Source organism: Hominilimicola sp. (genome assembly GCF_046972485.1).
In the GTDB taxonomy this organism is placed as follows: Bacteria; Bacillota; Clostridia; order UBA1381; family UBA1381; genus Hominilimicola; species Hominilimicola fabiformis.
Genome location: NZ_JBKVWU010000001.1, coordinates 13,675 through 39,020 on the forward strand (window position 1 = coordinate 13,675; position 25,346 = coordinate 39,020).

8 protein-coding genes and 1 tRNA gene are annotated in these 25,346 nt (G+C 37.3%); 4 read left to right on the forward strand and 5 right to left on the reverse strand.

Annotation, left to right across the window (positions count from 1 at the left end):
* Window position 1: 1 nt before the first annotated feature.
* From ACLTU0_RS00020 to ACLTU0_RS00035, 4 genes are all read left to right on the forward strand, one after another.
* On the forward strand, window positions 2–5,749 hold the full coding sequence (locus ACLTU0_RS00020; RefSeq protein WP_412320885.1) for an InlB B-repeat-containing protein: 5,748 nt from the start codon (window positions 2–4) through the stop codon (window positions 5,747–5,749).
* Window positions 5,750–5,779: 30 nt separating this feature from the next.
* Window positions 5,780–10,516: an S-layer homology domain-containing protein gene (locus ACLTU0_RS00025; RefSeq protein WP_412320886.1), complete on the forward strand. Its 4,737-nt coding sequence runs from the start codon at window positions 5,780–5,782 to the stop codon at window positions 10,514–10,516.
* 181 nt (window positions 10,517–10,697) lie between these two features.
* Entirely contained in the window at window positions 10,698–12,821 is a 2,124-nt protein-coding gene (locus ACLTU0_RS00030; RefSeq protein ID WP_412320887.1) for an MBG domain-containing protein, read from the forward strand.
* Between the two features lie 197 nt (window positions 12,822–13,018).
* On the forward strand, window positions 13,019–21,172 hold the full coding sequence (locus ACLTU0_RS00035) for an S-layer homology domain-containing protein (protein ID WP_412320888.1): 8,154 nt from the start codon (window positions 13,019–13,021) through the stop codon (window positions 21,170–21,172).
* A 235-nt stretch (window positions 21,173–21,407) separates the two neighbouring features.
* Here the strand turns inward: ACLTU0_RS00035 and ACLTU0_RS00040 are convergent.
* The 5 genes from ACLTU0_RS00040 to ACLTU0_RS00060 all read right to left on the reverse strand — a co-directional run bounded on the left by ACLTU0_RS00040 (window position 21,408) and on the right by ACLTU0_RS00060 (window position 25,189).
* Window positions 21,408–21,494, reverse strand: a tRNA-Leu gene (locus ACLTU0_RS00040).
* Between the two features lie 50 nt (window positions 21,495–21,544).
* The gene (locus ACLTU0_RS00045) at window positions 21,545–22,192 is read right to left on the reverse strand and encodes a YczE/YyaS/YitT family protein (protein WP_412320889.1); all 648 of its coding nucleotides are present in this window, start codon (window positions 22,190–22,192) and stop codon (window positions 21,545–21,547) included.
* The gene (locus ACLTU0_RS00050) at window positions 22,189–22,620 is read right to left on the reverse strand and encodes a MarR family winged helix-turn-helix transcriptional regulator (protein WP_412320890.1); all 432 of its coding nucleotides are present in this window, start codon (window positions 22,618–22,620) and stop codon (window positions 22,189–22,191) included. Before ACLTU0_RS00050 ends, ACLTU0_RS00045 begins: the two co-directional genes overlap by 4 nt.
* 192 nt (window positions 22,621–22,812) lie before the next feature.
* Window positions 22,813–23,805 carry a copper amine oxidase N-terminal domain-containing protein gene (locus ACLTU0_RS00055; protein WP_412320891.1) on the reverse strand — a complete coding sequence of 331 codons (993 nt, stop codon included), beginning with the start codon at window positions 23,803–23,805 and terminating at the stop codon, window positions 22,813–22,815.
* Between the two features lie 142 nt (window positions 23,806–23,947).
* Entirely contained in the window at window positions 23,948–25,189 is a 1,242-nt protein-coding gene (locus ACLTU0_RS00060; protein ID WP_118445703.1) for a C40 family peptidase, read from the reverse strand.
* Window positions 25,190–25,346: the final 157 nt, after the last annotated feature.

Below are 25,346 nucleotides of genomic sequence, written 5' to 3' on the forward strand. Positions count from 1 at the left end.
TATGAAGAAAATAGTAGCGTCTTTGTTAAGCGTTATCATGTTAGTATTTGCGTGCGGACCGGTTGGTTTGGCGTATAATTTTTCAGATGGTGTTTTAACAAGCGGTACAACAGAAAATGATATGCCAACCCTACAGGCGGTATATATGAAACGTAATGCAGATGCACCGGATGGTACCTGCAAGTTCGAGGAAGATACTATAGGAAGTCTAAAAGCTGGTGATGACTTTTACATAGGTCTAAGAGCTAAGAATTTCTCGCATTTTTCCGGTATAACAAAAGGTTTATACTCGATAGCGGGAGGTATCGCATATAGTACAGATTATATTGAACCATATGAGTATTATGAAGACGCCCCTTCAACGATTATCAATGATGATTCAGATTTTTTGGGTGTATTAGAGGAGAGAATGGAAAATGATACAAGTTCATCGTCATTCTATAAATACAAAAATGGTAGAACAACATATGGTATAACTGGTGCTGCATTGTCAAAGAGTTCGGATGGATATAACGCAGAAATTACAAATGCTAAGGTTGTACAATTCGGTATTCAATTTGGAAGTATAAAAAAGACGCCAGGTCCAATAGCTGATGATGAATATGTTATGTTCATACATTTTAGAGTAAAAGCAACCCCAAGTGATCCGGAAAAAGTAATGGCAATTTCTAATGCTACAGAAATTGGTGTTCAGTTTGGTATGCCGGATGATATGTCTACTTTTGAGGATTATTCTTATTCAGCAACTAGTCAGTTGGAAAATTATTTGAAGTTAGATAACAGTAAAATTGATTTATTCCCTGCATCGTATGACATTAAGTTTTACGAAGATAATACATACACAAATGTGATGACAAGTGCTGACGGAAGCACAACATTTGGAGCTACAGGCATAGCAGATGGTACAGCGTATGCTGATTCGGGAATTACTATTCCAAAAGCGGGTACAGACTTTAGTCTGATAAATTCAAATAATGAATACTTTTACGGATTTAAATATGTAGATTCAACTGGTACAGAACAGTCTCTTGACGATTTATCAACAATTGATGCAAATGCTGTTGCTAAAGGTTACAGTGACTCTGTTATAAGAGTTTATCCTAAATATGATGTAGGTAAAACAATTACATTTAACAGTAACTATCCGGCAGACGTATCAACTTCGCCGAAAACAAAAGATGTTATAGTATCATTAAATCAAGATGCAACAATTCATGTATCGCAAAAACCAACAGTTGGTACATCAAGCGATGACTTTGAAATACCTGCAGGTTACACGTTCAAGGGTTGGTTTACACAAGCAACGGGTGGTGACAAAATTGAGTTTAAAGGCGACACCGGTGTAACGGCTCCAACTAATGTTTCTTCACTTTCTGCTGTTTATGCACAGTGGGACAAAGAGTTAACAGTAACATTCCATGAGAATTATGGACAAACAGAAAACACAACAAACAAAACAATCAGTGCCGGTTCAAGTTTGAAATCAAGTGATATTCCGACATTTACAAGAGCAGATTATGCATTTAAAGAATGGAATACAAAAGCAGACGGCTCAGGCACTACATACTCAAATACACAATTACAGGCAGAAACAATTTCAAGCAATACTGACTATTATGCAATGTGGACACCGGAGAATCCGGACAATGCAGTAACATTGACATTTAGTCCTACAGGATGTGACGCACAAGTAACACCTGCATCTATGACGGTTGTCAAAGGTGATACAGTTTACGCATATCAGATGCCTACTCCGACAAAGACGTCAGCGACAGGTGATGCATACACATTTAATGGTTGGTACGGAGCGGCTTCAGAATCCGATACTACTGATAAAGCACCATTTACTTTAACAGATAATAAAACGGTGTATGCACATTGGACATATGCAGGCAGAGATCAGGTAACTGTAACATTTGATTATGACGGTGCAACATCACCTACTGCTCCGACAACTATAACTGTCGGTAAAGGTGATTCGATTGGCGATGCAATGCCAACAACACCGGTGAAAACAAATTATAGTTTTGATAAGTGGGTAAATACAGCCGATAATTCAGATTTTGATAAGACAACAACAGTAAATTCAAATATAACGGTAAAGGCAACATATAAATCTGATATTACCGTAAACTTTAACATTAACGACGGAACAACTCCGGCAACACCATTTGCTACAGACAAAGGTGCACCTTCAAAATCTTATGCAGCACCTTCAGACCCTAAAAGAGCAAATTATACATTTGTAGGATGGAATACAAAGGCAAACGGTTCAGGTAAATTCATTACTGCAGCTGATTACGCTACATTAAATGATGTTTCAACAGCTGCCGGTGGAACAAATCCGGTAGAATTGTATGCATACTGGGCAGATGCTCCTGTAACACCGGGTAAATTACCGGGTAATGAAACACCTAATGATAATGGTGTAAAAGTTACATTCGACAGTAATGCATCAGGAAGTGCTTCATCAACAGTAACGGATGCAAATCCGAAGTATGTATATCCGCATCTTGGAGATGCTCTTGGTACATTGATGCCGGAAGCTCCTACAAGAACAAATTATAAGTTTGTAGGATGGAATACAAAAGCAGATGGCTCAGGTACAACATTTACAGATGCAACAGCAATAACAACAACACTTGACGGTGTAACGGCTAATGGAAGCAAATACAACTTGGTTGTATATGCACAGTGGGATATTGCTGATAATGTTGATGCTAGTGATAAAGTAACAATAACATTTAATGATAACAAAGACGGCAACGGTGGTACAAACGTTAAGACAGTAACAATTTTCAAGGGTGACTCTCTTGGCTATGATGTAACAGCACCGACCAACAAAGGTTATACGTTTGATAACTGGTATGAAGGTACAGTAACAGGCGGTTCATTGTCAATGACAACTACGGCATTTGACAAGACAAAGCAAATAAACAGTAATACTGATTACTATGCAAAATGGCTGTCGGATATTACAATCAGATATGATGTAAATGGTGGTGTAGGTACATATAATGACGTTGTGGGTGCGCCTATAGCAAACTATACAGATCCTGCACAGAATCCTACAAAAACAAATTATGTATTTATAGGATGGAATACTAAACCTAACGGATCAGGTAATTTTGTTACTTCAGCAAAATATCCTACATTGAATGATGTTTCTCTTGCAGCACAAGGCAGTGAGGCATCAGCTCCTACAACAGTAACATTATACGCATATTGGGCAGCTGCAAATGTAAATCCGGGAGAAAATGTTATTCCAGATGATATTCCTAAGAACAATGGTGTAAAGGTTACATTTGACAGTAATGTTACAGGAAACAAAACAAATGCAGCAGTGACAGATGCAAATCCAAAGTATGTATATCCATATCTTGGTGATGCACTTGGCAATATGATGCCAAATGAACCAACAAGAACACATTATGTATTCAAAGGTTGGAACACAAAAGCTGATGGCAGCGGTGTAACTGTTGATTCGACAACAAAAATAGACCAAGCGACACTTAAGGATGCACTAAAGGAAATTGCAGGTACAAATACTGCATATGAAACAACATTGTATGCACAATGGGATATAGATCCTTCAGTTCCGACATCTGACAAAGTTAATGTTACATTTAACAAGAACTTGGATCTTAAGGGTAATGACACATCTCCTCGTGTAGTTACTCTATACAAAGGTGATTCAATCGGATACGATATAACAGAACCAACAAACGGTACATTTGAATTTGATGGCTGGAAGACAGCGTTTGACGGTACCGGTACTAAGTTTGATAAGGATACAAAAATAGACGCTGATAAAACTTATTATGCAACATGGTTTAAGTATTTGAAGGTTGAGCTTGTAAATGCAAATGCTGAATATACAGGACAAGTTATTTCGCCTAAGTACAATATTTATCAAATTAAATATGATGATGCAAGCAAAACTACATATACAAAAGTAGCGGACAGCGATATTGCAAAAGATGCAACGCTTCCGGCAGGCTTTACTGCAACTGTAACAGATAAGGATAATGCTACAACAACAATTCAAAATGTCGCTGTTTATACAATAGCAATTTCTATTGATAATGCCGGAACTTATGCAAACGGTTATAAAATCGGTGTACAGGATTCAACATTTGAAGTAACATCAGCAAAACTTACAGTAAATGTAGATCCTGATACTCAAAAACAAAAAGCAGGTTCATCTCGTAAGGACCCTGTTGTCACTGTAGTTGATGCTACAGGCAATACAGTCGGAAAAAGCGAATATGACATTAAGTATTATACATGGACCGATGCAGGTGCTGCTCCTGACGGAAATATTCAGAAGAGTGAATTAAGTGAAGTTACTGACATTACAAAGGTTGGTAAGTATGTAGTTGCTGTTGAATTAAAAGCTAATTCAAACTATGTTATTGATTCGGTTAAGTCAACAACAACAGAAGCGGTATTACTTTATGACGGTAAGACAACAGGCTATGCTGAATATACAGATGCCAAAGTTGGCGGAAACATTGTTTATGAAGTACTTGCAAATGACCCTTCGATTAAAGAAATAAAAGCTAATTCTGTCAAGGGTTCAACAGTTGATTCAACTGCATTACCATTTAAGGATAGCCAGTATAAGAATGATGTAGCATTTGATAATGCGGAAACTCCTACAATTAAGGATTATTATGTAAGAGTTCCGGATGTTGATGCTGATAGCATTCAGTTTAATGCAACACTTACAAATCCTGATACTACAACAATAACAGCATCAGACGGTACAACTCTTACACCTACAAAGAATGGTGACGGTACATACACAATTAAGGCTCCTCTTACAAATAAGGGACAAACTGAAAATACTATCACTATTACAACAAAAGCAGGTACAGATAATGATGCACCGACTCTAACATATACATTCCATGTTCAACAACTTGTGACACCAAAAATCACTTTGAACTATGGTAACTCACCAGTTGGTGAAATTATGAAAGCGGATAATATTTCAGTTTCTGATAAATTGGAGGCAATAAATAAGTTTAGTGAAAAAAATACCTTTAAGAATTTAGATTCAAAATATATTCCGACAAAGGCAAATATCAAGAATGCATATACATTGAATGCTTGGAATGGTGAAACTGATTCAGATAAGAATATGGACAGAAACCCATATGCAATATTTGTCTATGAACAATCAGAATTTAAAGATACTGGTTTCGAAGCATATGATTCTTTAGGTAATAAGGTTTCGGATTCGGAAGTGACAAGAACGATTAAAGTTTCAAGATATAAAACTGCAAATGGTATAAATGCTGCTGTTGCAGATGAAACAAAAGTTTATGGAAAAAATGCTACGGATACCGATTTGGCGGCTATAACGGCAAATGATGCCGTCCTTACAGGTATTACAAGTAAGGGATTACAATTTATCAGACCTGATGTTTACACAATGACATATGAGTTTACCGATTTTGATGGGCAGAAGGTCACAGAAACGAGAAATATAGTTGTTCTTCCGCTTTTGGGAGATACAAATATAGATGGTTCTCGTAATACTAACGATATAACATTTGTAAAATTGCAGGCACAAGGATCAGATGTTGTTAATAGTACAGTACCAACATCAGCAGCTAATTTATTTATTTGGCGTGTATTCGATGGTAACTTTGATACAGCTATTAACTCAAACGATATTACATATGTTAAATTGTCAGCACAAGGTAAGTATTTAGACCCATTTTATAATGAGATTAAATAAAGATTAAGTAAAAAACAGGAGGAATGTCAAATGAAGACAAAAAAAATTATAGCATTTGCGTTAAGCTGTGCCATGGTATTGTCGACTTTTCCGGCAAGTGTTCTTGCTGATGGCGACAACGTTCTAAAGCCCGGCGTAACCGAAGCTACAAAGCCTACATTAAAGGCTGTTTATATGCGGGAGAAAAAGAGTGCAAGTGAGTATGACGCAGCAAGCGATGGTTGCCTATATGAAGAAGCATCATTGCCAAGGGATGGCTTAAAAGTAGGCGATACTTTTGTTATCTGTGTTGAAGCTGATAATTTCGATAACTTCGTTGGAAATGCTAAGGGTGTGTATTCAGTAGGTACAGGTATCGCATACGATAGTAGATATATCGAGGTGGCTGAGAGATTTACATCAGACTCTACACCGGTTAATAGTGATGATGATTTCGCTGATGCATTGAATGAAAGAATGCTAGACTATTCAGGCGGTTCAGCTAATTTTAATTCAACATACTTTTATAATAACGGTAAAAGAAACCTTTATGAAATAGCAAGTGCAGCTATGACAAAGTCAGATGATTCTAATTATAATACCGGTTTGAGTACTGATAATAGCAATATTAAGATTGTGCAATTCGGTGTTCAATATAAAAGTTTGACCGCAAAGGCTTCAGAATTCAAAAATAAAGAAAATTTAATGTACGTTTATTTTAAAGTTAAGGCTTTGCCACCTGCCGGAAGTCCGGGCGTGTCTATAACTTTAGGTCAAGATACTGGTATTCAATTGGGTATTCCGGGTACTGCTGAATTTGAAGACTATACGTATCATGCAACTACAGAATTGGAGAAGTATCTAAATATTGATACAACATCATTGCAATTATTCCCTGCAGGTGCAGCTAGGAAGACAGGTATTTCTATTAAGTCAGGTACAATGGCATCAACTCAATTTGTAGGTGATGTATTTAAACCGGGTGTGAATTTGCAATTCGATTATGACGATAGTTCACACGCAGATCTTGATACAAGTGATACTGTTACATATAAGTATGGTGCAGCAGGTATTACAGCAGCAGACGATTCAGGCTTGACTGCTATTCCTGCAACACTAACAACTGATGTAAACGGTAAGCACATATATGCAATCGTTGGTAACTTTATATGCGACCTTGGTGCATTAACAGTTAGTGAAATTAAGACTACAGAGATTACAGTAAGCGGTGCTCCGACAACTGCTTATGACGGTACAGCAATTAACTTCAATGATTTAGTTGCTACGATTAAAAAGAACAATGGTACATCAGTTAGTGATCTTAAATTCACAAACTATGAAAATGTCAGTAATGACTTGGCAATTTACAAATCTAATGCTACTGGCGACGTTCTTGACAAAGTAACAGCTGCTGACAAATATGGTAATGGCAACAACTACTTTGTAGTAGCAACAACAGACAAAACAATTAAGAGTGCAACATTTAATGTAGTATCAGATTATGATTTGATTACACTTTCAACATCAACAAACAACAAGATTAAGAGCTCATACAATGATGGTGACGCATTTGACCCATCTGGTCTTGTTATAGGTGCTAAGAAAGCATCTGAATCAGCGGCTGCTGACGTTAAATATGCTGACTTTAATACAAAATTAGGTAGCAACAAGTGGTTGGTTGTAGTTGCTGTAGATGATACAGCTGCAAAGTCTGCAACAGCATCAACAACAACTGTTACAAAAGAAATGATTGACAATAAAAATAAGATTTTTGTTGTTTACACAAATCAAAAAGGTGAGAAACAAGCACTTCAAGTTGCTACACTTGGTGCAAAGAAGATTAAGAGTGCAACAATTAGCGGTGGAAAGACAGATTATACATATGGCGATAAGCTTAAGACAGATGACCTTAAGTTGAATGTTATATATGATGGCGACTCAACAGGAACAGAAATATCATTTGATAAATTGGCAGCAGCCGGTATTACAGTTAAAATCGGTGAAACATTAGTTGATGCTAATACAGTAATAACTCCTGCCATGAAAGGCAAGACAGTTGAATTTATCTATGACGGTAAAACACTTACTTCATCAGCTAAGATTACTGTAGCTGCAAAGACAGTTTACTACACAGTATCAGACGCAACAATTACAAAGGCATATGATGGCGGATTAACTATTCCTGCAGATCAAACACTACCTACAATTTCAATTAAGGATTCAGCTACAGCATTTGTAGGTACTGACTCATACACAGTTACAGGTACATTTGCATATACAGATAAAAATGTAGGCACAGATAAGAAGATTAAACTAACAACTACACTACCGGAAACAAACGGTAAGTACACATTTGCACCGGATACAGATAAGATTAATGCTGACGGTACACTTAAGACAGCTGCAACAATTACAGCAAAGGCTCTTACAGTTAGTGCTGATGCTATAAAAGTTCCTGCAGTTAAGGCTAACCCTAATGCTACAGCTGATGTAACTGCTGATAGCTCATTGGTACTAACTAAGGATAATAATTCATCTATAGTTGATGGAGATAAGGTAACACTTCCATTTACATATAAATATGCAGTTAATGATGTAAAGACACCGGGTACTCCTGATGTAACAGTTACAGAAAAGGCTCTTACAGGTACAGATGCAGCTAACTATTCATTCACTCCTGCAACAGTAATTGTTAAGGGTAGCGTAACTCAAGACGCTATGTCAGATATCGAAGTAACAGGTCCTGACAATGTAACATACACATATCCTGATTTGAAACCTAACTTTAGCGGTTTGGTAGTTAATGCAGTATATGGTACAGGTGCTTCGGCAACAAAGGCTCCTGTTACAAACTACAAGCTATTGGATAAAGCCGGTAACGAATTTAATGATGAAGCAAAGCTTCCTTATGGAGATACAACAATAACAGTATCATACACAGAAGGCTCAGTAACAAAGACTAAGACAATTACTCTAACAGCAAAGAAAAAACCAATCAAACTTTCAGAAATCCAATTTGAGGCATCAAAAGCATATGGTGATGATAATGTAAATGCATCAGCAACATTACCAACAGGTGCTATTGAAGCAGCTGACGCTGATAAGGTTAAGCTAACATTCAAAGCTGAATTTGCAACACCAGAACAAGTTGGTGACGCTCAAAAGGTAACATTCTCAGACTTTAAGTTCGCTAAGGTCGGAGAAGGTACAGAAGATGTATCAGGCAACTATGTATTGGTTAATGATGAAGGTACAGAAATAGCTGCTGATAAGACAGTTGAAGGAACAGGTAAGATTACTCAAGGTACACAAGTGGCTCCTGTAGCTCCAACAGTAAGTGTTGACCAAAAGACAAACAACATTGTTGTAGCAGGTCCTTTGGGTGATAATATTGAATACTCAATTAACGGAACAGATTGGCAGACAGGAACAACATTTACAGGTCTTGAAAATGGTAAGGCATATACTGTTTCTGCAAGATATAAGGCTACAGAAACACTTGCAGCATCTCCTGCATCAACAGCAGACGCTACAACATACAAGAACCACCTTGTAGTTTACAAAGTAAATACTTCAACAAGCCCACTTGCTGAAATCTATACAAACGAGACATCAGCAACAAGTGATAACGATATTAATACAAAGATTCTTACAGCTAAGCCAAGCAAGTTCAAGGCATACTTCACAGATCTTGCAGGTAAGACAGCTATTACATATCCATTCACACTTTCAACAGAAACTACACTTTATATGTCTCAAACAGCCGGCGGCGGTGGCGGCGGCGGAAGCAGCGTATCAATTAAACTTGATAAGGATACTGTTTCCGGTGTTGTAGGTGATAAGATTAAAGTTACAGCTACTGTAAAAGGCTCAACAGCTAAACCAACATGGACATCATCAAATAAAGATGTAGCAACTGTTGACGAAAACGGTAACATCACATTGGTTGGTAAGGGTACAGCAACTGTTAAGGTTAAGGTTAACGGCATAGTTAAGAATATTCCTGTAACTGTTAAAGAAGCTACAGCAACACCTGTACCAACAGTTAAGCCGACAGAAGCACCTGTAATCAACACAGAATATACAAAGCCATACGCTTCAGGTTATGATGACGGTTCATTCCTACCAAATAACAACATCACAAGAGGCGAACTTGCAGCTATGATTGCAAGACTAAGCTATGGTGACGATCTACCTGACGGTATGTATCAAGCATCATTCCCTGACGTTGATTCAGACGCTTGGTTTAACAAGTACATCGGTTATCTTGAAGATAAGGATGTATTAAGCGGTTATGAAGACGGTACATTCAGACCTATGGATACAATCACAAGAGGCGAAATCAGTGCAGTTATCGCAAGAGCTCAAAGATATGATTTGATTTCATACAATGGCATCTTCACAGATGTAACTGAAAATGATTGGGCTAAGGATTACATTGAAACTCTTGCTGACAAGAATATCGTTTCAGGTTATGAAGACGGTACATTCGGTCCATATTCACCGCTAACAAGAGCTGAAGCTGTTGCAATTATCAACAGAGTTCTTGTAGAATCAACACCAATCGTGACATTTACTCCTAATGACATTGCAGGTCACTGGGCAGAGGCAGACATTCTTCTTGCAGTAAATGAAAGAATGGTTGGCGCAAATGCAGTAGTTCCTACAGTAAAACCGGAAGAAACAGCAGCTCCCGAAGAAACTGTTGCTCCTGAAACAACAGTAACTCCTGAAGAAACTGTTGCTCCTGAAGAGACAACAGCTCCTGAAGCAACTCCTGCTGCTTAATAAATATCGAATTATAATAAATGCGATAAATAAAGCAATGTAATGACACAGGGCGGTTATCGCCCTGTGTTATTGCATTTCCAATGGCATTGTCCGTATCTTTGGACAATGCTTTCGGAAATGCAATAACAATTAAAATAATAAGCTGTGTAATTGATTTAACGGAAAAGAGGTGCAATAAATGAAAAAAATATCTGCATTTTTGATTATAATGATAGCAATGCTTATGGCAGGTGTATGTGCTCATGCGGCTGACTTTAGCGTAGATACAACGTCGCTTCCTATGGGTGAGGCATATAAGCCGTACTCAGCACAAATAACAATGAGCGGTGGAAGCAATGACGGATATAGTTTTGAATTTATATCGGGTTTTAAACCAACAGGTCTTACTGTCAACGAGGACGGTTCAATAACGGGTACTCCGACAAGTGCCGGATATTATGCTAATATGAATATCCGTATAAGTAATGTAGACGGTACATACAGAGATGTTACATTTAAGATTAATATAAGAGCGAGATCTATCAAGATTAATGTAACTGCTCCCAAGAATATTATATATGACGGAAACAGTTATACAGCGACAGTTAAATGTTATGATTTGAACGGTGGCGAACTGACAGACGCTGTACCGATTATAAGATACGGTAAAGATAATCTTTCGTCTGTAACAGATGCCGGAACATATTATATTGATGTTTATGTATCGGGTTGTATCATATCGGAACGTGAGGGTGATACGCATATTCAAATTGAACGTCAAGGTGCGTCAATTTCATTAAGCGGTGACAAAGAATATCAATATGACCAATTACCTCACCCGCTTACGGCAGCTGACGTAACGGTAACACCGCCTGCGGCAGGATATGTTATTGAGTATAGCAGAAACGGCGGTGAATACACAACCGATGTGCCTGTTTCAAGCGGTATATATACTGCAAGGGTGCATACAACAAACCCTAACTATGAAACGATATATGACGAATGTACAATTAAAATCATAGGTGAAAATGTAAACTTTACGGTAACAAATACATCGTTTACATATGACGGAAACGGTCATAAGGCAACTGTTTCTTCCGATCCCGCAGATATTGGATATAAAGTTACATATACTAATTCAAAGGGTGAAACTGTAGAAAATCCGACCGATGCAGATGTTTATACGATAAAAATTACACTTGATAATGATAAAGTGTATTCAATCGGAAATGATTATGATAATAAACTTACAATAAGTCCGCAATCGGGTCACTTTACAACGGATGAAAGCTGGGTATATGACGGAAAGACGCACAAACCGAATATGACGGTTGACGCACCGTATGATGACAGTAAATATACAATAACATACCGTAAGCAAGGTACAGAAACTGACTTGACTGAAATTACGGATGTCGGTGTATATGATATAATAATTACTTTCCCGAACGGCAACTATATTGCAGATGAAACATCATCGAAAACAATAACGGTTACGCCGAAAACAGTTAATTTTACGGTTACAGACAATGTAGTTGATTATGACGGTAAGGAACATACCGCAAAGGTTACACCGACTGAAGCTTTGGCATCGGATTTGTATTCCGTAAAATACGTTAAACGTGATACAGAAACAAAACTTAACAGTGTTATAAATGCAGGTGTGTATGATATAGTAATTGAACTTGCAAACAGCAACTATACTTTAGACAATTCTTTCAGTGCAACAATGACTGTTAATGTTACATATACATTTAATTTGGGTAATTCACCGGCTGCTATGATTTATAAGGATACGACGCATGATGCGGAATGGCAGAAAGAAGCGTTGGATTACCTAAAGGCAAATCACAAATTCAGTGAAAACTATTTGCCGAAGGACTGCAGTGCCGATATTACATATAATCCTATAAATAACATTGATGCAGACGGTAACGAATATACTGTAATAACAAGCGGTCTTGATAAATTTGTTGATCCGGGCGTGAATATAAATGACGGTTCGACATCTGATACTATAAAAGGAACGGTCAGTGCCGTATCCGGAGTGGAAGGCTTGTATAAGGTTACATATCAAATCAACGATTCAACTATGGAGAGATATTTGTTAGTTGTGGACAGAAGAATAGGTGATGTCAACAGTGACGGCGCAGTAAACGGTATTGATGCAAATAATCTTGTTGGTAAGGATGCTGATGCGAACGGCGTAAAACAAGCGCGTATTTGGGATGTAAACAAGGATGGCAGGATTGACAATAATGATGTTAATGCAATCAGAAACAGATTCTCTGTAAGATTGGAAGCTTATTATCCTTGGTTATAATTTGACATTGGAGTTATGATGAAACAATTTTGGAGTTGATTTGTCATAACTCTTTTTTGTTAAAAATGTTGAGAAACGGTGTTAAAAACAGTCGTTTTCAGTGTATAATATTGACAATTTCAAGTGCTTTGTGGTATTATAAAATATATAATAAGGATAACTATACGTTGTTAAGATATATGAAAAGAGGAATTAAAATGAAAAGAAAAGCGGTTTCTATAATATTGGCTTTATCAATGCTTTTACCGACATTGAATTTTGCGGTGTCGGCTGATGAAATCAAAACAGAAATCAATTCGGAGCAGACTGAGGTTTTGGCAACTTCATCTCCGAATGAAAAAAGTACGGAAGAAAATATAGCAGCTACGAACGTACCGTTGGATAATTCAAAGGATACTGTAAATATAAATAAAAATGATGTTGCACCTATGACAGACGGAACAGACCTAAGTTCAGATTTACAAAACGGTGATGTGACAATTAATACAGCCGGTACATATTATATCGGTTCTGTTGATGTTACAAATATTGTGACGGTAAAAACAGGTGTAAAGGCGGATTTGACGATTGAAAATGTAACGATGACGTCTGCAACAAGTTCGCCTATTATAATTGAATCCGGTGCAGATGTTAATTTGCACATAAACGGCACAAATACCGTTACTGCTACAAATACAAAAAGCGGTAAGGCAGGTATTAATGTTGTAGCAAATAGTATAGAGTCGGATTATTCGATTTTGACTATTGACGGTGACGGTATTCTTAATGTAACAGGTACTGCACAAGCATCGGGAATCGGTGCGAATCTAAATCAATTACATGGTAAGATTATAATAAACGGCGGTACTATTAATGCTGTCGGAGGAATGAAAGGTACAGCTATAGGCGGAGGTGTAAAAACATCTGGTGGTGATGTCAGCGGATGTACAATAGAAATAAACGGCGGTATCATAAATGCGAGTACAGGACGATACGGAACAGCCATAGGCGGTGTGGAGCGTAAGTCTAATGCGGAGATTATCGTAAATGGCGGATATATTAAAGCAACAGCCGGTGCTTCGGTGACTTATTCCATAGGACCGGGAAGAATGGCTCCCACAACAGAACAATTTGGTGTAAATAATATATACATAAACGGCGGCAGTGTAGATGGTACGTTCAGAAGCACAGATTATGACAAAGTTCAAGATAAGTATGGAAATAAACTTAAACAAGTAGTTCTGACAATGCCGGATGCAGTTGAAATGGCAAATAAAGAAGTTACTGTCGGCTCATGGAAAACAGTAACAGACAGCGAAGCAAAGCTGTATGTATATGTAACAGAAGGTACAACGAGCTATGCCGTAACATATGCCGGTAAAATATATCGTACAGACGATATAGAAAACCAAACAATACTGACAGAATATTCGGGGTCAGACTGTACATGTACAGATGCAAATTCATCAATTAAATTATCTGTACCTGATGAAATAACTGTAAATAAAATTGTCGGACAGACAAAAATCAAATTAACAACTGATTTTGAAAAATCAAGTGACTGTACTTATCCTACTCATATTCTTAATTGTACATATACATTAACAACAGCTGACGAAAATGAAACAGCAATAAGCAGTGATTTGGCAGAAGTTGTGGACGGATATATAGTTGCACATTATAAGCAGGGAACTCATAAAATTCGTGTTAAGGTAACAGCAACTTTAAATGGATATATTTTTAATGGTTCAAAAGATATTTCTTTGACGGGTGATGATAAATCGCAGTTTGATATTTCAAAAGGAAATATCAAAATAACAAAAAACAATGATAATAACGATATAGTAACAGTTACGGTTGGTACAACAAGCTATGATATTCCAAAGAATATGGAAATATATATAGTTCAATCAACAAGTCAAACAAGTAATGTAATTGAGGTGGTACAGGGTGCAAATCCTACCATTGTTTTAGATAATATTAATATTTTATCTCGTTCATCTATAAACAATGCATTGACGATAGGTGACGATGTTGAACTGACACTTAGACTGAAAGGCACAAATAAAATTGAATCGCAATCTGTAAATCTTGCGGCGGTAAGAGGTATAACGGCTACTTCAAAACTTATCGTTGAAGATTCGGGTGATAATGACGGTGTTATAACATTTAAGTCTGCAAACGGCGCCGGTATAGGCGATATGAAACAATTTACTGTAAACAGCGGTACTGTATATGCTTACGGCGGAAATGGCGGTGCCGGTATCGGAGGCGGTAAGGACGGTTCGGGTATCAACGTACTTATAAACGGCGGTAATGTTTACGCATATGCCGATGATGATTCTGAAAGCAATGCGGCAGGTATCGGAGGCGGTACAGGCAGTGCATCGGGAACAAGCGGCCGAGGCGGAAATGTCATTGTAAACGGCGGTTATGTTAAAGCTGTCGGTAACGGCTCAGGTTACGGCATCGGTAACGGTGGAAATAAGACTCCGTACGGCGCTATTACAATTAATGGCGGAAGTGTAGACGCAACTCTCGGAACAACACCAAATAATGACCCATCATTTGATGCGTTTAATAATTCCGGAACAATTCCTGCAACTAAGTATAATCAGTATTTGGTAGAAACAACGGTTGACGGAATAACAGATGAGCAAGATGTTGAATACTCACTTGTTTCTGATAATGATACAGGTGCAGAAAAGAAAATAAAAACACGTACAGACAAAAACGGTAAGTTGTATTTGTATGCAAATGCCGGAAATCAATGGATTCGTGTATATAAAAACGGTACAACATATTACAGATATTCAAAAGTTGATTCGATGTCAAAGAATACATTTAATTGTACAAACAATACAGAGATAAGTGTTTCTTCTTTTAAAATTCCGGGTCAAATCGGGGATACTGTTATAGATAATGAGAACAGAGTAATCTCTGTAAAAGTACCTTATAACATCATATTGAAAAATATTACACCTAACATAGAATTTATCGGTGCATTTACTCAAAAAGATGCAATGAAATTTAATAATACAACATCAGCAACGTATAAAATAACGGGTAACGATAAGAGTGAAGTGACATATACTGTAAATCTTACTTTGGATTCAGAACATACCGAAAAGCAAGCCGATGTTTATGATGTTTCAAATGGCAGTGTTTATGTAACTGATCTTTATGTAACCTATGGCGGTGTACAATATAAAACCAACGATTTAGGATATGTAATAACGGGAACATCAACAGAAAATATAGTTAACCTTGATTCGGCAACGAAACTTCCGCCTGTTACATTGAAGAATCTTGACATAAAAATGTCTAATTCGGCTACTCCGATAAATATTATGGGAAATGTTGATATAACAATAGACGGTAACTGTACATTAAGATCAATGATGGGTAATGCCATTTCTGTAAAAAATTCATATTCAAACAATCCACAGCCTACTATAAAATCAACAGAAACAAATCCACTTGCCAATCTGCTTGATGTTCAAGGCGGAATAGGTGCAAATGCAGTAAATACCGAGGCGAATACGAAGCTGACAATAACAGGTGTACCGACAAATCTTACTGCTGTTACCGGAACTGCAGTCGGTGGTGACGGTGAATTTATTACAGACAGCAAGACGTATATTAATATTGCCGAAAACAGTACATCAACAGTTAAAAATGCGAACGGAGATAATCTTTATCAAGTAAAAGCAACATTGAATGGTGCAAAGGGAACAGAAAATATTTGTACATATGAAGATACAGATTATTATATTGGCGACGACCATATATTGTGCTTAATGGTTCCTAACGGTTCATATAATATGAGTGTAGGCTATAGCGAAGATGATTATTCAGGTACAATAGAAGTTGACAGTGCAATGGCAGAAGGAATTTTATATTCCGTATATGTAGAGTCGGTTACTTATGACAGCTCGCAAAAAGACAATAAAGGCGGTAAAGCTGACTTTACTGTTAAAGGTGTGTCAATTATGGGCAACGTTAAAATAAGAGTAAAGAGCCTGGAGGATATTCCTCTTGTTTTGGAAAGTGACGTTATTAAAGACTCAGACGGCAATTATGTTGCGTCGATAACTCTTCCGGAAAACCAAAGTGCAGAAAAACCTGTTGTATATGAAGTATATTATGTTGTTAAAAATAAAGAAACAAAACTTAAAAATAACTTAATAGTCGATTATGATAAAAGTGTGTGCAGTATAACGGATTTTGAAATAGACGGTCAGCTTGGTCAAAGTACAATTTATGAATCGGAAGACAGTCATACAATCACGGTTTATATGCCATATGATCATGAGTATCAAGATTATTATACGCCTTCAAAACTTACATATATCGGCGGAAGAATTTCAAATGACCAAGGTAAACCGATACAATATACTGTTGATATAAACGGCTATGCGAGAACAAAATATACGGTAACTGCTCAAGACGGTACAACGACTGCCGATTATATGATTAAGATATATAAAGAGGCAACTCCGGTGATTACATCTCTGAGCCTTAGAAACCCAACATCAAGTGCGGCTTCTACCGTTACGGTAAAAATAATCGGACGTGCATTGAGCAGTATAAAGAATGCGGAAAACGAGAATAACAGAAAGGTATATATTTATTCTGATGACGGAGTTGATCCTGTCGAGGCAACATATGACCTTGTAAACGGTGTTGATACATATACGGCAGAAATCAATATTCCTGAAAATACAAGCGATACAGAGGATAAAATATATACATTAAAAGCTAAAATCGGCGATACCGAACAAACAAGTGTTAATTCAACTATACGAGTCCCGAGAAAAGAGCGCGGACTTATCGGTATAAATGATTTTACAATCAATAATCAAATAGGCGATACAAAAATATCGGGCGAACAAGGTAAAAATATAAGCATTACAATGCCTTTTGACGCGGATATTACATCATTGCTGCCGAATGTTGAGCTTGAAGATATGTATGCGACATATTCGCCGGCTACAGAGCAGGACTTTACATCTGATGTAGTTTATACGGTTACAGCGGAGGATAAGGTTACAACTAAGGATTATACTGTTCATGTTGAAAAACAGGCAGCACCTCAAGTGAACAGCATAACGTTTGAAGACCCTAAACAAAACTCGGAAAGCAGAGTACAGGTTCGGATTAACGGTGATAATCTTGATAATGCGGCAAATGCACTAAACCATGAAAAAACAATTACCGTAAGTGCAAAACTTGTAAGCGGCGAATCTGAAGGAAGCGGTATATCAACTGCAATCGCACAGGTTGACGAAACCGGTAATTACATTGCTACGCTTAATGTTCCGAAGAATGATAATGATACAAAGAGAGTTTATGAATTATCTGTAAGTGCTTGCGGTGAAAAACAGGATTTGTCTGGAAATACAACGCTTACCGTTCCGGAAAGAAAGTCGAACAGAAAAGAATTGACAGATTTTGTTGTTTCGGAAAACCAAAGTGAAATTTCAAGAAACGGAAATAAGTTGTACTTGTATGTACCGTACAACACGAATTTAAACAATGTAATACCTAAAGTAAGTCATACAGGTGTATCATATACACCTACAGACGCACAGGATTTGAACAGTACAAAAGAATACACCGTCATTGCAGAGGACGGAACAAAAAATGTATATCAAATCAATGTATTGAGAGAAGGCGTTGCAAAGGTAAACAACGTAAACATAAATCAACCTAAAACATTTAATGATACTGATATAACAGTTGATATAACAGGTCAGTTTATACCGTATTTAAGAGATGATGAGGTTAAGGATACAATGGAGGTTGTTGCAGTACCTCGCGGTGACGGAAAAACTCAAAAGGTAATGCTTGAATATGACGGCTACGGAGGTCATGCAATCGGTAAAGTTACATTACCTCAAAATGATACAAGTGAGGATAAGAAATATGACTTTAAAATAACGATTAACGGCAGAGAACAGCAAATCGGTTTGTCGGGAATTGTTACAGTACCGCGTAAAGAAAGCTGTAGAATTACAGGCTTTAGAATTAACAACCAGACTAAGGACGCCGAAATCAATGATGACGACAATACAATAACATTGTATATGCCTTATACGACTGATTTAACGGCGTTGACGCCTAAAGTTGATATAGACGGTAAGGATTACACACCAAAGGGAACACAGGATTTCACAAATCCTGTACAATATACCGTGACAGGTGACGGAGGTGTTTCAAAAACATATACTGTAACAGTTAAGCGTTCGGGTATGCCGACAATAACAAGTGTATCGGTTTCGAATGCTCCCGAAACATTTAAGGGCAGTGATGTTAAGGTTGAAATGTCAGGTATTTTCAACGAAAGTATGAAAGTTTATGCCGTATCGGAGGACGGAAATAGCAAGATTGAATGCCATGATGCAGTTGTCGGCGATGTAACGGACGGTTTCAGAAGTGCGTCTGCAAGTATAACAATGCCTGAAAATGATGATACTGAAAATTCAAAGAATTATACATTGGTATTTGATGTTGACGGATTTGAAAATGTATCGTATGTTCCGCTAAAAACTGTTACAGTTCCGAGACGTAAGACGAGGACTATAACTAATTTCTATGTTCAAAATCAAGTTGGCAGTGCTGATATACAGGATAAGGATGTTTATGTAAAAGTACAGTATGATACTGACATAAGCAAGCTTACACCGAATCTCAGAATTGACGGTGACAGTTATGCGCCGGAAGGGGAGCAGAACTTTGATAACGAAACAAAGTCACTTGTATACAAGGTATCGGCGGCGGATGATGTGGACAGAGAATACACTGTACATATTTCAAGAGATGGTAAACCTACTATTAACGAGGTAAGTTATACTTCACCGGTAACGTTTAAGGGCGGACTTGTAACAGTAGGCTTGAACGGTATATTCTTTGAAGATGTAAAGGTGTATGCAGTGCCTATAAGCGGTGGTGCAAAGATAGAAGGAAAAACAATTTCATTTGAAGATAAATCAGCAACAGCAACTCTTAATATTCCTACTAACTACAGTACTGACAGTGAGCAGGAATACAGAATTGAATTTGTTATAGATGGTTTTGATACAAATTATTCAAGTGAAACAAAAATCACAGTTCCAAGACGTACGACTCGTAAGATAACTGAATTTACATTGCCTGATGTGCAAGAGGGTGAAACGAAGATAGATGGTACGGATATATATATATCATCACCGTATATCTATGATTTATCATCTGTGACACCGCAAATCACGTTTGACGCTGATGAAATATCACCGAGTGCCGATACCGCACAGGATTTCAGTAATTTGGACAATCCTGTTAAGTATACGCTTTCATCGGCAGCCGATGAAGATGTAACTTATACGGTACATATTGAACGTGTTGGTGATGATCCGTATTTGGAGAGCTTGACTGTTGACGGACAGTACGGTGAAACAGAGTATGAAGACGATAATGTAAAATTGGTGTTGAAGTCAAGTGCAAAGCTTAACAGTGTTGAACCTGTTTTGCAAATACACGGTGACGATTATTCGCCAAAAGGTGCGCAGGACTTTACAGATTCAGAAAAAAATCCTGTTGTCTACACAGTGAAAAACAAATATGGTGTAGAACATAAGTATTATGTAACGATAACAAAGAAGAGATCAAGCGGCGGAAATAAAGGATCATCAGCTACTCCTACACCGACTCCGACCGAAACGCCGATAACGACAGTTGAACCGACGAATTCGCCTAAACCGAATGACGGAAATCAAACACCAAATCCAACGGAAATGCCGATAACCAAGCATGAACCGTATATAAGCGGTTATGAAGAAAACGGCGTGGTACAATTCAGACCGGATAATACAATTACTCGTGCGGAAGTGGCGAAGATATTGACGGTGCTTGACGGTGACTTTGATGTAAATAAAACATATGCTAATAAGTTCAGCGATGTACACGATGGTACATGGTATCAGAATTATATCAATTTCGCAGTAGAAAAGAATTATATTTCGGGTGATGAAAATGGCTTATGCCGTCCGGAAGATATGATTTCAAGAGCAGAATTTGCGTCTATAATCGCAAGATATATTAATATTGAACCGTTGGACGGCGAAGATAAATTTACCGATATTGCAAGATTTGATTGGTGCAAAAAGTATATAAATGCCTTGGCAGAAAAGGGAATTGTTACGGGTTATGAGAATGATGAATTCTTGCCTGATAATAAGCTTACGAGAAGTGAAGCAGTCGCGATTATCAACAGAATTACTGATAGAAAAATGACTACTGAAATTCTTGAAAAATTAACTTGTCCGTTCAGTGATGTTTCTGAAACACATTGGGCATATAACGATATACTTCTTGCGGCTTGCGAGTATTAAAAAAGAATGACAATTTAAAAGAAGAACCATTAGTTTGGTTCTTCTTTTTTGTTTTGGGGTATTCAAAATAAAGATGAATATGTGAGTGGGGTTATTGACACGGTGATTTTGATTAGGGATTTAACGTCTGATATAGTATGTAGCAGCCTATACAATTTTGCAGGCGAATTTTGTTTGAAAACATTCTGTCGGAATAAAAGAAAAACCTTGTAAACATTACTGCTTACAAGGTTTGTGGTGCCGATGGTGGGGGTCGAACCCACACGATGTTGCCATCACGGGATTTTGAGTCCCGCGCGTCTGCCAATTCCACCACATCGGCAAATTACCCAATTATAATACCATAAATATCTTCTAATGTCAAGACTAAAATCAAGAAATAAGTATTTTTTCTATTCCGCCGATATATTTTTTGAAAAGTCTTGCGATAAAGCCTACAAGAATAGCGGCAACGATAGTTCCTTCTCGGACGCCGTCAAGGTGTTTGAACATTATAAACGATAAAATTGCCGCAATTACTGTCATAGACGAATCGAATGCGATTTTGGTTTTACCGAAATCGGTACTGAACACATCGGAAACCGCTCTGACGGTTGCCTCACCCGGTAACATTGCAACGTTTGCGACCATTTCCATAAACACACCGAAACCGAGAATTAAACAGCCTACTATAAGTGATACAATTTTCATAGCATATGTTTCGGGCTGCATAAATCCGAGCAATGACATTGTTAAGTCAATAAAGAATGAAAACAATGCGATAATCGGCAGCTGCAACAAGTTTTGAAGTTGAAAATTACGTCTTAAAAGAATTACTTGAAGAATTACAAGAAAAATATTAAAAACCAACGTAAACATTCCGACTGTCGGCGTAAAACCAAGACTTAGAGTGTAGGGGATACTTGTAATCGGTGAAGTGCCGAGTCCGGCTTTTGTGATAAAGCTTACGCCGAGTCCGTTGACGAAAAGTCCAACAAGTAAAAATATGTATCGTTTTATTAATTCTGTTTTGTTTGTCACTGTAATTCCTCCGTATTTGTCATATTATTGCATATTTTAAAAAATATGTTGATAAACTGCTCCTTTTCACTTTCTGAAATTCCGCTCAAAATCTCATTTTCGACTTTTTCAAAAGTATCATTCACTATTTCTTGAAGCCGTTTGCCCTCATCAGTCAAATACACATATAAAGAACGCTTGTTTCCGTCCTTTGTTTGACGTATAATAAGCTTTTTTTCTTCCATGCGTGATAGTATGCCGGTAAGCGTTGCTGGCTTGATTTGACACCCTGTAGCGATTGATTTTTGTATGCAACCGTTATGCTTACCTAAATAGTCAAGCACTTTCGGCTGACCTGCTGTGAGTTTATAGGGGGATAGAGCGTCCAATACCTTTTTTTGAAACAATGATTGGTTTACCATTATCATATAATGAAAACTTTTATCCATAAAGCACCTCTATTATTAGTATGCTAATAGTTAGCTTGCTAACTATTATAACTCTGTATGCGAATTTTGTCAATAGGAAAAATAAAAACCTAAACTCTTTTGAGTTTAGGTTTTTATGAATTATGAAACACGATTTTGTAAGGTTTTATAAAAATCTGCCCTTGATATATCGGTTCGGAATAATTTTAGTTTTTATGAACTATATACCAATCTGCGATATAAGTTGATTTTTATTACGTCATCGCTATATGGTGAATAGTTATAAAACAATACTTTGTTTAAAAGTTCATAAAAATCTTTTCGCAAAATAGGTGAATTTGCGTTTGATATATCCTCATTTTCGATAAATCCGTGTTGATATGCGGCATTATAAATATCACTTTCGCTTGCATCTGTTAGTTCAAAATTTTGGGAATATAAAGTTTTGTAGCTGTCAGCTAATCGGACTGCATAGGTCAAAGCTTGTAGATTTGTGAGATTATCTTCAAATTTTAAACCTATTATATCGTTTAAGGTTAGTATTGTAGCTGCATTGAGATGTAAAAGTGAAATCTTTTGCGTATCGTCGATATTGTCAAGCGGTTTTAGACAGTCGTAGTTATCCCATTCATTTAATGAATTTTCAGATATACGCGAAAAACAAAGTTTTGAAATCATATCAATTACTTCTTGAGTTGTTATATATTCGCCCTTGTCTAAATCATTTTCCGAAATAATACCGCATTGAATTAACGGAGCAAAATTATCTTTTTCATATTCATAGGGCGGAGTAATGTGTACTTCATATTTATCGGCGTCCCAATCTACTTGGCATAGAAATGCCTGTGCGATTACGGCAAGGGGAACATATGTTAAATCATTAATGATTTGCGGTGCTGTGTCTGTTGATTGCAATATACCGTCTACGAAAAATGCATCATCACCTATATGCAGTTCAACTTCGGTATTGGTTTTTGATATTACAACTGTCTGTGTATCGTTGTCCCAATCGACTGTATAGTCAAGATATTCAGAAATAGCACGAACAGGCACAAGTGTACGGTCATTTTCGATAATTATAGGTGCGTCCGTAACCATTTCCGTATCGTTTACATAAACCTTCACGTCACCGTCAGCCAAAGCGCATGGCACGATTTGAGCAGTAAGAGCGAGTGCGGAAAGTAGGCTTATAATTTTTTTCTTCATAACAACATCTCCTGTTCCGTAATTTACAATATTTATAGTCGAATTATATCATATCGAACAGATTTATGTCAATAATTAACTGTAAAATGAAACAAAAAAATACTGTCCTCTCATTTTGAGAGGACAGTATGATTAAATCGAATTAGTAAACTCTTACTGCACCTGCGTATTGAGAAATACGATATTCTGTGTTGATTGAAGAAATCTTAACAACGTCACCTGTTTGAGGAGCGTGAATCATATTTCCGTTACCTACATAGATACCAACGTGGTGAATGTTTCCGCCCTTACCGAAGAATACAAGGTCACCCGGTTGTAGGTTGTCACGACTTACATAAGTTCCGTTATTTCTTTGGTCTGCCGCTACACGGCTTACACTGATACCGTTCTTTGAACATACATACTGCACAAGACCGCTGCAGTCGAAACCTGATGGGGAAGTACCGCCCCAAACATACGGAACACCAAGATATTGCATTGCTGTGTTTACGATAGATTGTCCCTTGGATGAAGATGACGGAGCCGACTGTGTTTCTTCTGATTGTGAAGATGCTGACGGTGCAGATGTTGCAACGTTGGCTGCGGCTGCGTTTTGCTTGGCAATTCTTTCTGCTCTTTCAGCGGCTGCCTTTGCGTCTGCAATTTCCTGTTGTTTTTGTGCGATAGTGTCTTTTTCTATCCATTCGCCTGTGAATTGAAGGGAAGTATTGATAACGTAACCTTCTTTATAGTCATCACCGTAGCAAATCTTTATAAAATCATTTTCACCGCTTAGTACATATACATAAGTACCGTCTGAAAGTTCTTCTATAACATCTGCGTCAGTGTTTGCTGCACTTCTTACTCTTACAGATTCGCCTGAAAGTGTAACTTGAGCAATTCTGTAATTAGTATAACTCTTTTTAGCCTCGTCTGCAAGGTTTTTATCTTGAGTTATCGATTCGCTCGGAACATAACCTGTCTTACCACCGTTATAAGCTATTTTGTACCAACCCTCTGAGTTTTCCATAACTTCAACTTCTGTACATACTTCGACTTTGTCGATAACGTTAGCCTCGTCTGACGGAGTTTCTCTTACGTCAAGTGAACCGTTTGAGATAAGTACATAGCCAAGAGGGTAAAAACTCTTTGCCGCGATTTCGCTTTCTTCTGCTGTATTTTCAGCAGAAGTCTCTGTAGATTCTGTTGAAATCTCGGCAGTACCTTTAACTGCGTCTGTAATATCCTTTTGAGCGATTGTTATGCTCTGCTCCGCTGCTGCCGCATTTATTCTTTGTTCTCTTTCTGTTTTTGAATTGTTTAAGCCGGATGCTTGTGCTACTGCAAGTGAACTTATCATTGCTACTGCTATTACAGCAATAAGTGAATGCTTAAAGTTCTTCATAAAATAAAACCTCCTAATGATTTAAGTTTTCTTAACGATTACTTAAATTGCATTTGTATTTCTAATATATTTCTAAAACATTACAAACAGGATTATACACCACATTAAACCATTTGTCAACACTTTTTTAATCGTATCGTATTCTTTTTGTAACAAT

Coding starts and splice junctions, on each gene's coding strand:
- ACLTU0_RS00055 (WP_412320891.1), bottom strand. CDS start 23,805: ATGAAGAAAAAAATTATAAGCCTACTTTCCGCACTCGCTCTTACTGCT.
- ACLTU0_RS00025 (WP_412320886.1), top strand. CDS start 5,780: ATGAAGACAAAAAAAATTATAGCATTTGCGTTAAGCTGTGCCATGGTA.
- ACLTU0_RS00020 (WP_412320885.1), top strand. CDS start 2: ATGAAGAAAATAGTAGCGTCTTTGTTAAGCGTTATCATGTTAGTATTT.
- ACLTU0_RS00030 (WP_412320887.1), top strand. CDS start 10,698: ATGAAAAAAATATCTGCATTTTTGATTATAATGATAGCAATGCTTATG.
- ACLTU0_RS00060 (WP_118445703.1), bottom strand. CDS start 25,189: ATGAAGAACTTTAAGCATTCACTTATTGCTGTAATAGCAGTAGCAATG.
- ACLTU0_RS00035 (WP_412320888.1), top strand. CDS start 13,019: ATGAAAAGAAAAGCGGTTTCTATAATATTGGCTTTATCAATGCTTTTA.
- ACLTU0_RS00050 (WP_412320890.1), bottom strand. CDS start 22,620: ATGGATAAAAGTTTTCATTATATGATAATGGTAAACCAATCATTGTTT.